Here is a 12,720-nt window from a genome sequence, read left to right on the forward strand (position 1 = left end):
CCTTCATCGTTCGACTTGCATGTGTTAAGCACGCCGCCAGCGTTCGTCCTGAGCCAGGATCAAACTCTCCATAAAAAAATTTGAAACCCGGCAGAAAACAAACAACCGACGCTGATAAAAATCTGCGTTCAATTGTCCGAAGAAATCAACTAAAAAATTGATCCTCTGCCAAAAAAACTTTGGCATCAATAAACAGACACACTATTGAGATATCAAACAACTTGCGCACCCGAACCTCGCCCCCGATCACAATCGGCGGTCCGCTCCGGAGCAACCCCTCTAACCTACTCAGCTGACCAGACCCTGTCAAATTCCGGCTCCGTGACCTCAGCCACACCGAACGACCGTCCCGGTCCACCTCTTCAGTTATCTCCCTGAGCAGCACCCGGAAGAAGTTCATCTCCCGTTCACCGCCCTGCGGGGCAACGAGATAAAACATTACGGCCCCCGAACCGAGGCGCGCAAGCCCAACCGGGTGTTTCGTGGTCCGTGTCATAAAACCGCTCTGTCCTGGGGTTCTGATCACTCCCTGAGACCTTCCCGAGAGCCTCCCGCCACTGCAGCACCGACCCCCAACAGTTCGGTGGTCCTTCCTCCTCCACCTCCCTGCTTGCACTCCGCTACCACTCTGCTTGGTCACCGGCAGCACCTATCGGTGCAGGCAGGATTGCAGCACCTACGGGTGCGGGTACGGGAGGGGTCATCGAGCAGTTCAGGCAGGAATGGGGCATCGAGCGGCGCGGCTACGAGGGGAGCACCGTCCGTCCCAAGCCGGGGGCATCGATCCTTCTGCGGATGTGGGAGATCCGGCGCTTGACGTCCCGAACAGAGCCATCAATCGTCGGCAAGCGCACGGCGGCACGTCCGTAAGCGCCCCGGAGAGGGGGCGATCCACTGCCCCGCCAGTGCCGCGGCGGTCACCCGGTACCCCGGTCGTCACTCTGACCGCTGCAGCCATCCGGTTCTGCGCCCGACCCCGGAAACGACAGAAGGACCCCGGCCGAACCGGGGTCCTTCTGCGTCGATCTCCTGCATGCCCTTGGGCGATGCTGCGGAGCCGAATCTTCGGCGGTAGCGGGGGGATTTGAACCCCCGGTGCGGGGTTGCCGCACACGACATTTCGAGTGTCGCACCTTCGGCCGCTCGGACACGCTACCGTCCGTACACGTTACCGGAGCCTGCAGTCGCCGCCAAGTCGATTCCAGTTCATGCGTTCGAGGTCACGCACCGCGTCCGCGCGGATAGGCTTCCCCGTATGACTGGAACCGAGACACCGCAGAACCCGTCGGCCGAGCGCACCATCCCGCCGATCCCCCACAAGCGTCCCATCATCCGCAGCCACCACGGCGACGACGTCGTCGACGACTTCGACTGGCTGCGCGACAAGGAGAACCCCGAGGTGATCGAGCACCTCACGGCGGAGAACGCCTACAGCGACACCGTAATGGCGCCGCTGAAGGACCTGCGCGGCGCCATCACGGAGGAGATCCGCTCCCATACGCAGGAGACCGACACCTCCGTCCCCTTCCGCGACGGCGACTTCTGGTACCTCACCCGCACCCGCGAAGGCGACGACTACCCCCGCTACTCCCGCATCCGCGCCACCGGTGACTACGCCGACGCCCCGCCCGTCATCGACGACACCAGCGACGCCCTCCTCGACGGCGAGGAGATCATCCTCGACGCACAGGCCCTCGCCGAAGGCGAAGAGTTCTTCTCCCTGGGCGGCATGACCGTCAACGACGCATCCAACCGCCTCGCCTACGCCGTCGACACCACCGGCGGTGAGGTGTACCGGCTGATCATCAAGGACCTCACCACCGGCGACATCATCGACGACGGCGTCACCGACATCGCCTACGGCCTCGCCTTCTCCACCGACGGCTCCCGCATCATCTACGCCACCAACAACGACGCGTGGCGGCAGTACCGCATCCACATGCACACGATCGGCGCCCCGCAGTCGGAGGACCGCCTCATCCTCGAAGAAGAGGACGAGAAGTTCATGATCGGCTTCAGCGAATCCCGCGACGGCACCATGCTCGTCGCCGAAGCCGCCTCCCGCACCACCAGCGAATGCTGGATCATGCCGCTGGACGACCCCGACGCCGAGCCGGTCACCGTCGGAGGCCGCACCCCCGGCCTCGAATACTCCGTGGAGTGGGCCGGCGACCACCTGCTCATCGTCCACAACGCCACCACCAGCGGATTCTCCGTGGCCGCATGCGCGGCAGACTCCGTCGGTCCCCGCAACAACCCCACCGACACCCCGGGCTGCTGGGCGGACGTCCTCGACGCCGCCAGCGGGGAGCGCATCGCCGCCGTGGACGCGTTCGCCTCCCACATCGCGGTCTCCATGCGGGCCGACGGGCGCCCCGCCGTCCGCATCATCCCCCGCGCCGAGCAGGCCGACGGTGGCAGGGAGGCCGACGGGGGCAGCGCTTCCCTCGCCGCCCGCTGGAACGCGCGACTCGCCTGGGACATCTCCCACGGCGGCGAACTCGACGGCGTGGACCTCGTCCACAACAACCTGTTCGAGCAGACCACCGTGCGCTACGCCCTGCAGTCCATGCTCACCCCGCTCACCATCGCCGAGATCGACGCAACCGCCGGGCCCCAGCAGCAGCCCACCATCCTCAAGGTCAAGAACGTCCCCAACTTCGATGCCCGCCAGTACCGCGAGCACCGGCTCTGGGCCACCGCGCAGGACGGCACCGCCATCCCCATCTCCCTCGTGCACCGCGCCGAGGTGAAGCCCGACGGCGGCAACCCCGGCTTCCTCTACGGGTACGGGTCGTACGAGATCCCGTCCGATCCCTCCCTCGTGCCGAGCTGGCTGAGCATGCTGGACCGCGGCGTCGTGGTCGCCATCGCGCACATCCGCGGCGGCGGCGAGATGGGCCGCGACTGGTACGACAACGGCAAGATGCTGAAGAAGAAGAAGAACACCTTCACCGACTTCGTGGACTGCGCCCAGTTCCTCGTGGACGAGGGCTGGTTCCACCCGGACCGCATCGCCGCTGAGGGCGGCTCCGCCGGCGGCCTGCTGATGGGCGCCGTCGCGAACCTGGCGCCGGAGAAGTTCCGCGCGATCCACGCCGCCGTCCCCTTCGTGGACGCACTCACCACCATCCTCGACCCGAGTCTGCCGCTGACCGTGGGCGAATGGGAGGAGTGGGGCAACCCGCTGGAGGACCCGGAGGTGTACCGCTACATGAAGGGGTACTCCCCGACCGAGAACATCCGCGACGTCCAGTACCCCGCGACCCTCGCCACCACGAGCCTCAACGACATCCGCGTGTTCTTCGTGGAACCGGCGAAATGGGTGGCCCGCCTGCGCGAAGAGACCTCCAACTACAGCGGCCGCCCCGAGGAGGCAGCGCCGATCCCGGACCGTCCGATCCTGTTCAAGCTGGAGATGGTCGCCGGGCACGGCGGTCGTTCGGGACGCTACGCGAAGTGGGAGGAGCGCGCCGAGCAGCTCGCATTCCTGCTCGATCAGATCGACGCGACGCAGCTGCTGACGGCGGACTGACCGTCTGACGCCAGCGCCGGACCCGACCGGCGAAATCCCGGTGAATGATCCACCTCTGGAGCGCTCCAGGGGTGGATCATTCTTCTCAACGTCGGGTCGGGAGCCGGACGGGGCGGCGCGGGACAGGCGGGGACGGCGCCACCGCGGGCAGAGGTTGCGACGTGGGTCACGACGGGCTAGCATCACCGCAACCCTGATATATCAGTCGTCCACAACTTAGCTGCTGCACATCGATGTGCACACCAGTGAAGGAGAATCCCCATGGCGACCACCTCTTCGCCAACCCGCGCGCACCTCGCCACAACCGAGAAGTCCAGTGCGCTGCGCATCCTCACCTACGCAGGCGCCATCCTCGCCTTCCTCATCGGCTCCGGCTTCGCCACCGGCCAGGAGATCCTCCAGTACTTCGCCTCCTACGGCTACTGGGGGATCTTCGGCACCGCCCTGGTCACGCTCATCCTCATCAGCTACGTCTCGGTCGAGTTCCTGACGGTGGGCCGCGCCGAACAGTACGAGCGCCCCTCCAGCATCTTTCAGTACTACTGCGGCCGCATCCTCGGCACCGGCTTCGACTACTTCTCCACCCTGTTCGTGTTCCTCAGCTTCACCGTGATGGTGTCCGGCGCCGGCGCCGTCTTCAAGGAGCACTACGGCCTCTCTCCGTACATCGGCGGTGTGGCGCTTGCGATCGCCGTCGGCCTCAGCGTGTGGTTCGGTCTGAAGTCGTTGGTGGACGTCATCGGCAAGATCGGCCCGCTGATCGTCGTGGTCGCCATCGCCCTCGGCCTCGTGGGCGTGCTGCGGAACCCGTCGGGCCTGGCCGACGGGGTCGCCCTCCTGCCCACCCTCGAGGTCAAGCAGGCGTCCTCCAACTGGTTCATGTCGGCCCTGTCGTACGTGGGCTTCTGCATGCTGTGGCTCGCAGCGTTCCTGACGGCGCTGGGCAAGTCCACCCGGTCGCAGAAGGAAGGAGTCGCCGGCGGCATCCTCGGCGGCACCGCGTTCGCCATCGCCTGCTCCATCGTCGGCATGGGTCTGCTGGCGAACATCGCGCACGTGGGCACCTCGGAGATTCCGATGCTGACGCTCGCCTCCGACATCAGCCCGCTGCTGGCCTCCGGCATCTCCGTGATGGTGGTCGCCGGCATCTACACCACCGCAGTGCCGCTGCTGTGGACTGTTGCCTCGCGCTTCTTCGCCGACCGCACCCCGAACTTCAAGTACCTGACGGTGGGGCTGGCGGCACTCGGCACCGTGATCGGCCTGATCCTGCCGTTCAGCGACATGGTCAACCTGGTGTACGTGATCAACGGCTACGTGGGCGTGATCCTGCTGATCATGATGATCATCAGGACTGTTCGACGCGTCGCCAGCGGCGAGGGCCTGCTGCCACGCGGTCGCCGCACCGACGCGCCTGACTCCGCTCGCTGATCCGAGCGCGGGAGCACCCGCTGCTGAGGGGAGCGTCCGCTGCGGATCGGGACGCGGCGTCAATCACCGCGACACCCAGAATTCAGAAGAGAAAACCACCTCTGGAGCGTTCCAGAGGTGGTTTTCTCTTCCAGAGTTCAGCCCGCCAAGGCTGACCGGGGACAGCGGGCCAGTTCTGCTGACCGGGTCCAGCAGGTCAGTTCTGCTGGCCGTCCTGGGTGGGTCGCCACTGCTGCGGCTGCTCACCGGTGCTTCCCGGCGCCGGCGGTGCCGAATTCGGGTACCCCGGTGCCTGCGGCGCCGAATTCGGGTAGCCCGGCGCCGGCGGAGCGGAGTTCGGCTGACCGGGCTGGGCGGAGCCGTACTGCTGCTCACCGGTCTGGCCCGGTGCCTGCGGCGCAGACTGCGGGTAGGCGTTCTGGTCGAACGGCGCCTGCTGCGCGGACTGCTGCGGTGCATGCGGGGCACTCTGCTGCGGTGCATGTGGGGCACTCTGCTGCGGCGGGTACGGCGCGGACTGCTGAGGTGCGCTCTGCATCGGCTGGCCCGGGTGCACCGGCTGAGCAGGCTGACCGTTGCCGGCGGACTGCCCGGCACCACCTGCCGCCGCACCAGCACCGGCACCAGCAGCCGGCATACCGAGCTGCAGCGCGGCGAGCGGCTGGGAGTCGACCAGCGCATCCTCACGCGGAGCGTAGTGACTGCCGGACAGGCGGCTGCGGCGGATCCAGCTGGTCAGCGCCTCCGGAATGAACGGGGTGATGAACGGGCCGCCGAAGCGCGCCAGCAGCTCCACCACGAAGCCCCAGATGGCGAACAGGAACGGCGCCCACAGCGGGGCACCGAGGCTGCCGCCGAGCGAGCCGAATCCGCCGTCCAGCAGACTCGTCCCGCCGTTGAGGGTGGAGATCGCGGTCAGGGCGATGCCGGCGAGGAAGTACGCGGTGGGCAGCGCAAGCCACGACGTCACGATGGACAGCATGTTCCCCGGGACCACTCGGCGACCACGGGACCACAGCACCGCCATCGCCACCAGCAGCACAACATCCAGCAGGAGGACCAGGAGGATCACGTACCAGGGCGTGCTGAACAGGGTCAGCACGTCCGCCCCGGAGGCGCCGTAGCCCGAATAGGACACGGTGATGCCGGCGAGGGACGCGATCGCAACCCCGAGACCGCCGAAAGCGCCGCCGAGCAGGGGCAGGACGAACACCATGGAGAGCAGGTCGGTGAAGCCCACTCCCTGGAACAGTCCGTACAGGAAGAACCCGACGACCATGACCACGGCGAGGATCAGCGCGTGGACGAACGCCAGGCGGAAGCCGGCGAACAGTTCGCGCACAGCAGCCCACCAGCGGGGACGCTGCGCACCCGAGAACTGGCCCACTGCCAGCACCAGGGAGAACACGAACCAGAGGCCGAAGAAGCCGCCCGGGCCGGCCGCATCCAGGCGGGCGTCCGACTCGCGGATTGCGAAGATGAACGGCAGCAGTGTGCCGATCACCGCGATGGGGAACCCGGCGATCAGCGAGGACACCGCGATGTGCAGCAGCGATGGCTGATGGCTGCGCTTCTGGATGAAGCGGCCGGCGAGGAAGCCGAACACGAGGATGGTGAGGAACACGAGGATCGGCACGAAGCGGATCGCAAATTCCTCCTCACCGTCGTACACGAGGTTCAGCGCGGCGAAGCAGGCCATAGCGACCAACTGGAACGGCAGGCCGATGATGGCGCCCACGCCGTCGGCATCCATGCCGGTGATGCCTTCGCTGATGTCGGTGGTGCTCGAGGATCCGGACGCCCCGATCGCGCCGGCGATCACGAGCGAGACGAGGGTAATGATCGCGGCGACGAGACCGGCGCCGTAGGTGGCGAGCGCTGCGAGGATCGCCGGCAGCGGGTTGGAGATGCCGAAGCGCTCCATCTGACCGGACAGGTGCGCCTTCATCTGCTCCGCGGTCGGTTCGGAGTGCTGCTGGCCGTGGAACTGCTGACCGGCCTGCGGCTGGGCCTGCTGGCCCTGCGGTGCAAGCTGCTGGCCGCCCTGCATCGGCTGGCCCGGCTGCGCCTGCTGCTGGGCGGGCTGGCCGGGATGCGCCGGGTGCGGCGGCTGGGCCTGCGCGGCGTGGCCCTCCGGCGCTGGAGCGGCCGACGGGTGCTGGCCCTGCGGGGCCGGCGCGGCCGACGGGTACTGACCCCAGGACTGCTCGGGCGCGGACGGCTGGGACGGCGGCACGCCGTTGGCGGAACCGCCGGCGGCGTGCGAGCCGCCCTGCGGAGGCTGCGGCGGGTTGGACATGGTGGGGACTCTTCTCTGCTGAGGAATCGGGTCAGGAATCGGGGGAAGTGGGGCTCGCAGGCACCATCGATGGTGGTCACTGCACCCGTCGGCCAACCGGCGAATGCTCACATGGCCGAACCCGACCAGGATAGCCGAAAAGGACAATCCGGGCCGGGTTCGGTGAGGAGGCGGTGGGCCGCTGTCAGAACGCGGGCAGAACGGAGCCGTCGGTGTAGGTCTCCTCGATGAACTTCTTCACCTCGGGCGAGTGCAGCAGCTTCTCCAGCTTCTTGATGTCCTCGTTGGAGTCGTCCTCGGTGCGCCACGCGAGGATGTTCGCGTTCGGGTTGTCCTTCGCCGGCTCCAGGAAGATCGAATCCTCGGACGGGTTCAGCTTCGCCTCGATCGCGTAGTTGCCGTTGACCACGCCGGCGCCGAAGTCCTTCAGCGTGCGGGCGATCATCGCCGCCTCCAGCTCCGTGAACTTCAGCTTCTTCGAGTTCTCCTCGACGTCCTCAGCGGTCGCGGAGTTCGGCGCCAGGCCGCTCTTCAGCTTGATCAGGCCGGCGGACTCCAGCAGCGACAGTGCGCGGCCGCGGTTCGTCGGATCGTTCGGGATGGCGATCTCGGAGCCTTCGGGGATGTCGTCGGTGGACTTCGCCTTCTCCGAGTACAGGCCCAGCGGTTCCACGTGCACCGGCTTTCCGGCGGTGAACTTGTAGCTGTTCGCCTTCACCTCGGTGTCGAAGTACGGGATCGACATGTAGAAGTTCGCGTCCAGATCCTTCGAGGCGAGGTCCTTGTTGGGGAGGATGTAGTCGGTGTACTCCCGGACCTCGACCGTCAGGCCCTCCTTCTCCGCGAGGTTGTCGCGCACGAACTCGAGGATCTTCGCGTGCGGAACGGGGCTGGCGCCGACCACGACCGTGCCCTTCTCGCCCGCCTTCGTGTCCACGCCCGCGCCGCAGGCGGCGAGGACGCCGAGCCCGGCCACGGAAGCACCGGCGGCGAACAGGGAGCGGCGCGACAGCGCGGCACCGGTGAGGGCACGCGCGCGTGCAGTGGAATCAGACATGGGGTCTCCTTACGAGGGGGTGGTGGTGATCAGCATGCGCGGGCGGCCTGCTGAGGAACGAAATATATGAACGGACATGACGGGGCGCGCGGGCACCCGTGGGGCGGCTGCGCCGAAGGCAGGCCGACGGACGCGGGCGAGAAGCCCGGTGCGGAGCCTCGGCGGCCCCCGTCGGCCCTCAGGACCGGGCGCGGTGGTCCACCCGGCGGGCCAGCCAGTCGCCGATGACCTGCACGAGGATCACGATCACCACGAGCACCACGACGGTGGCGACCATGACGAGCGAGTTGTAGTTCTGGTAGCCGCGGCGGAACGCGAGGTCACCGAGGCCGCCGGCGCCGACGGTGCCCGCCATCGCCGTGTACCCGATGACCGCGATCGTTGTCGTGGTGATCGCCGCGATCAGGCCCGGCATCGCCTCGGCGATCAGCACCTGCCGGATGATCTGCATGCGGCTCGCGCCCATCATCGCGACCGCCTCGATCTTGCCGGCGGGCAGGTCGCGCAGCGCCGCCTCCACCAGCCGGGCCAGGAACGGCACGGACGCGATCGTGAGGGACACGATGGCGGCGTCGGGCCCCGTTGCGCGGCCCATGATCGCCGAGGTGAGCGGGATCAGCGCGATGATGAGGATGACGAACGGGAACGAGCGCAGCACGTTCACGATGAACCCGACGACCGCGTTGAGGCGGCGCGCCAGCGCTGAGCGGGAGCGGCGCGTCTCGAACAGGAGCACGCCCAGCGGCACGCCGATGAGGACGGTGAGGATCATCGTCCACAGTGTCATGTAGATGGTCAGCCACGTATTGATCCACAGCGACGAGTTGACGGTGGTCGAGGTGAACACCGGGTCGGAGAACCATTCGGAGAGCTTGTTCATCGCGCATCCACCTCCTCGGCAAGGACGTCTTCGGCTTCGCAGGCGGCGATGAACCCGGCGAGCCCCTCATCGGACACGGGCCGGCCCGAGGAGTTGCGCAGAGCCAGCTGGATCCGGCCCACCTGCACTCCGCTGATCGTCTCGATGGTGCCGGCCACGAGGCTCGCCTCGGCGCCGTGCGTGTTCGCGAACGCGATCAGGTCCTCCGTGGTGCGCAGCGACGTCGAGTCGCCGTAGTCGAGGTTGACCACGCGGGCGTTCAGCCCCGTCGGCGCCGGAGGCAGCGGGATCAGCTCCTGCGCGAGACGGCCCGACGGATCGGACGCCACCTCCAGCAGCGACCCCGTCTGCACCAGCTGGCCGTGCTCCAGCAGGGACACGTGGTCGCAGATCTCTCGCACAACCGCCATCTCGTGGGTGATGAAGATGACCGTGATGCCGAAGCGGTCCCGCAGGGAGCGGATCAGGTCGAGGATCTGGCGGGTGGTGCCGGGGTCGAGCGCGCTCGTCGGCTCATCGCACAGCAGCACCTCGGGGTTGACGGCGAGACCGCGAGCGATGCCGACGCGCTGGATCTGGCCGCCGGACAGCTGCGCGGGGTAGTTGTCCTCGCGGCCCTCCAGCCCCACCAGCTTCACCAGTTCGGCCACACGCCGTTTGATCTCCGCTTTCGGGGTGCCGGCGATCTGCAGGGGGTGGGCAATGTTCTGCGCCGCGGTGCGGGAGTCCAGCAGGTTCGCGTGCTGGAACACCATGCCGATCTTGCGGCGGGCGGCGCGCAGCTGCTTGCCCTCCAGCCCGGACACAGCGGTGCCGCCGATGGTGACGGAGCCGCTGGTGGGCTTCTCCAGACCCGTCAGGCAGCGGATCAGGGTGGACTTGCCGGCACCGGAGCGGCCCACGATGCCGTGGATCTCGCCGGGCTCGATGTGCAGGGAGATGTCGTCGAGGGCGACGACATCCGCTCCACCACCGGGGCCCGGGAAGACCTTGGTCAGATTCTCAAGAGTGATCACGTGCCAATTAAAGACACGAAGGGGTCACGTCAGGAGAGTGTCCGTTCACAGACTGAAACACTCCCCGCCTGCGACGTGCGCCGTCCCACACCGCGGCTGTGACCCAGCGCTCCTGCACGGTCCGTACGCTGGGGGGCATGTCGATCAACGCAGCAGTCGAACTGTCCAACGCCCACCGAGCGGTCCTCGCCGCCGGACCGGTCTCCACCGTCACCGTGTCCCGCACCGTCGAAGCCGGCATCGAAGCGGTCTGGCAGGCCCTCACCGACCCCGATCAGCTCCCCGGCTGGTTCGGTCCCGCCGAGGGCGATCTGCGCGAAGGCGGCGACTACACGCTGCCCACCAACGGCGCCTCTGGCACCATCACCCGCTGCGAGCGTCCCACGAACTTCGCCCTCACCTGGGAGTCGATGGGGCAGTCCACCACGTTCACCGCGTCGCTCGCGGAGCACCCGGCGGGAGGAACACAGGTCACCCTGACGCACGTGGTTCCCGGCGGGGAGCACTGGGACCGGTTCGGTCCGGGCGCCGTCGGCGTGGCGTGGGAGGGCGCGCTGCTGGCGCTCGCGCGGTTCCTCGCGGGGGACCCGTCGGCCGCCCCGGAGGAGATGGCGCACCTGCACGAGGACGAGCAGGGACGCGCCTACATCGAGGGCGCCGCGCGGGCCTGGGGGCAGGCGCACGCCGCTGGCGGCGGGGACCCCGAGGCGGCGGCGCAGGCGGCGGAGCGCACCGCGGCTTTCTACACCGGTCAGGCGGCCCCGGAGGACGAGGCCTGATCCGCGGGCCCGTCGGTCGCCTCCCGCGCGGCGCGCCGGCGGGCCGCCCGCTCCTTGCGCAGTGAGCGGAAGAAGTCCTTCAGCATTGCCCCGCACTCCTCGGCCCGCACGCCGCAGGTGAGCTCCACCCGGTGGTTGAGGCGCGGTTCCCGCACGAGGTCGAACAGGGATCCGGCGGCGCCGGCCTTCGGATCCATCGCACCCACCACAACACGCCGCACCCGGGAGAGGACGATCGCGCCCGCGCACATCGTGCACGGCTCGAGCGTGATGGCGAGAGTGCAGCCATCGAGGTTCCAGCGGCCCGTGACGCGCGCCGCCTCGCGCAGGGCGAGGACTTCGGCGTGCGCGGTGGGGTCCTGGTCGGCCTCTCGGCGGTTGCCGGCGGCTGCGAGGAGCGTGCCGTCCGGCGCGTAGACGGCGGCGCCGATGGGGACGTCGTGCCGCGGGGGCGCGCAGGCGGCGCGGGCCTCCCTCAGGGCGGGCTCCATCAGGTCGTGGTCGCTCATGCGTGCCTCCCCTGCCGGCCGACGGATGCTCCAGGGAAGTGTACCGAGCGGTGAAGGACACCGTAGTCCCGGCCCCGTTCGGTAGGATCCTGGCATGCGCGTTCTTGAGATCGACCACCCTCTGGTGGCCCACAAGCTGACTGTTCTCCGCGACAAGAAGACGCCGAGCTCTGTGTTCCGCCAGCTCGCCGATGAGCTCGTCACCCTCCTGGCCTACGAAGCGACCCGCAGCGTTGCTGTGGCGCCGTCCGGCATCAACACCCCGGTCGCGCCCACCACCGGCATGAAGATCACCGATCCGCAGCCGATGATCGTGCCGATCCTGCGTGCCGGCCTCGGCATGCTCGACGGCCTCACCCGCCTCATCCCCACCGGCGAGGTCGGCTTCCTCGGCATGGTCCGCAATGACGAGACCCTCGAGGTCACCACCTACGCGAACCGACTGCCGGAGGACCTGACGGGCCGTCAGTGCTTCGTGCTGGATCCGATGCTCGCCACCGGCCACACCCTCATCGCCGCGGTGGAGTACCTGCTGGAGCGCGGCGCGAAGGACGTCACCTGCGTGACCCTCGTGTGCGCACCGGAGGGTCTGAAGACCCTGGAGGAGTCCATCGCGGAGGACGTCAACCTCACCGTGGTCACCGCGGCGGTCGATGATCATCTCAACGAGCGCGGCTACATCGTGCCCGGCCTGGGCGATGCCGGCGACCGCCTCTTCGGCGTGGTCGACTGAGCCTCCCCTGCTGACCGTCCCGGAGGGGCCGACGGCGTCAGCGAACCACAGCGCGGGCCGGGTGCTTCCCGGTCCGCGTTTCATTATGTGAACGGCTGTTTGCCAGATGCGCGGCTCTGGTCGATAGTTGAGGCCATGACCCATCACGTGCATCCCGCAGCGACACCGACCACCGGTGCCGCCATGATGCGCGCGATGATGATGCAGATGATGCAGAGTCAGCCGCGCTTCTGAGCGCACCCTCGCGGAGGAACCGGCTGACAGGAGCCGGTCAAGCAGACGCGGGCTCCAGGTGCCCAGCCGGGAGCACACCCCACCAGGCCGAGCAGGCAGGCGACATCGCCGCCCAGGCCGACCGCTGAGGAACGGATCGCGCAGACGCGACCACCAGCAGGGATCCCGGCGAAGAACCGCCCCTTCGCATCATCGGAGACTCCTGTGACCATCACGCTCGACCGCCCCGCCGCCATCCGCACCGTCC

The 12,720-nt window shown here is 68.1% G+C and carries 9 protein-coding genes, 1 tRNA gene and 1 rRNA gene; 4 read left to right on the top strand and 7 right to left on the bottom strand.

Going from position 1 to position 12,720, the window contains the following annotated elements; all coding sequences use genetic code 11:
• A 16S ribosomal RNA gene (locus MHY20_RS10800) occupies positions 1-75 on the bottom strand; the annotation flags it as partial.
• Positions 76-1,069: 994 nt separating this feature from the next.
• A tRNA-Ser gene (locus tag MHY20_RS10805) sits at positions 1,070-1,157 on the bottom strand.
• A gap of 98 nt (positions 1,158-1,255) precedes the next feature.
• Here MHY20_RS10805 and MHY20_RS10810 point away from each other — a divergent pair.
• Both MHY20_RS10810 and MHY20_RS10815 read left to right on the top strand, forming a co-directional pair.
• Positions 1,256-3,535, top strand: a complete 2,280-nt coding sequence (locus tag MHY20_RS10810) for a S9 family peptidase (protein WP_239376751.1) — start codon at positions 1,256-1,258, stop codon at positions 3,533-3,535.
• A 261-nt stretch (positions 3,536-3,796) separates the two neighbouring features.
• Positions 3,797-4,966 carry a hypothetical protein gene (locus tag MHY20_RS10815; RefSeq protein WP_239376752.1) on the top strand — a complete coding sequence of 390 codons (1,170 nt, stop codon included), beginning with the start codon at positions 3,797-3,799 and terminating at the stop codon, positions 4,964-4,966.
• Positions 4,967-5,162: 196 nt separating this feature from the next.
• On the opposite strand, the gene MHY20_RS10820 is transcribed toward MHY20_RS10815, so the two are convergent.
• The 4 genes from MHY20_RS10820 to MHY20_RS10835 form a co-directional block, all read right to left on the bottom strand.
• The gene (locus MHY20_RS10820; RefSeq protein ID WP_239376753.1) at positions 5,163-7,265 is read right to left on the bottom strand and encodes a hypothetical protein; all 2,103 of its coding nucleotides are present in this window, start codon (positions 7,263-7,265) and stop codon (positions 5,163-5,165) included.
• 184 nt (positions 7,266-7,449) lie between these two features.
• Entirely contained in the window at positions 7,450-8,322 is an 873-nt protein-coding gene (locus MHY20_RS10825; protein WP_239376754.1) for a MetQ/NlpA family ABC transporter substrate-binding protein, read from the bottom strand.
• 178 nt (positions 8,323-8,500) lie between these two features.
• Positions 8,501-9,202: a methionine ABC transporter permease gene (locus MHY20_RS10830; RefSeq protein WP_183377027.1), complete on the bottom strand. Its 702-nt coding sequence runs from the start codon at positions 9,200-9,202 to the stop codon at positions 8,501-8,503.
• The gene (locus MHY20_RS10835; RefSeq protein ID WP_183377026.1) at positions 9,199-10,218 is read right to left on the bottom strand and encodes a methionine ABC transporter ATP-binding protein; all 1,020 of its coding nucleotides are present in this window, start codon (positions 10,216-10,218) and stop codon (positions 9,199-9,201) included. Before MHY20_RS10835 ends, MHY20_RS10830 begins: the two co-directional genes overlap by 4 nt.
• A 137-nt stretch (positions 10,219-10,355) precedes the next feature.
• Between MHY20_RS10835 and MHY20_RS10840 the strand changes: the two genes are divergently transcribed.
• On the top strand, positions 10,356-10,997 hold the full coding sequence (locus MHY20_RS10840) for an SRPBCC domain-containing protein (protein WP_183377025.1): 642 nt from the start codon (positions 10,356-10,358) through the stop codon (positions 10,995-10,997).
• Here MHY20_RS10840 and tadA read toward each other — a convergent pair.
• On the bottom strand, positions 10,970-11,506 hold the full coding sequence (gene tadA / locus MHY20_RS10845; protein ID WP_221187325.1) for a tRNA adenosine(34) deaminase TadA: 537 nt from the start codon (positions 11,504-11,506) through the stop codon (positions 10,970-10,972). The two genes, MHY20_RS10840 and tadA, sit on opposite strands and share 28 nt — an antisense overlap.
• Positions 11,507-11,600: 94 nt before the next feature.
• Here tadA and upp point away from each other — a divergent pair, with 94 nt between their 5' ends.
• Positions 11,601-12,239, top strand: a complete 639-nt coding sequence (gene upp, locus MHY20_RS10850) for a uracil phosphoribosyltransferase (protein WP_183377024.1) — start codon at positions 11,601-11,603, stop codon at positions 12,237-12,239.
• The last annotated feature ends 481 nt before the right edge of the window (positions 12,240-12,720 follow it).

Origin of the sequence: Helcobacillus sp. ACRRO (assembly GCF_022347125.1) — a bacterium.
Classification (GTDB): Bacteria; Actinomycetota; Actinomycetes; order Actinomycetales; family Dermabacteraceae; genus Helcobacillus; species Helcobacillus massiliensis.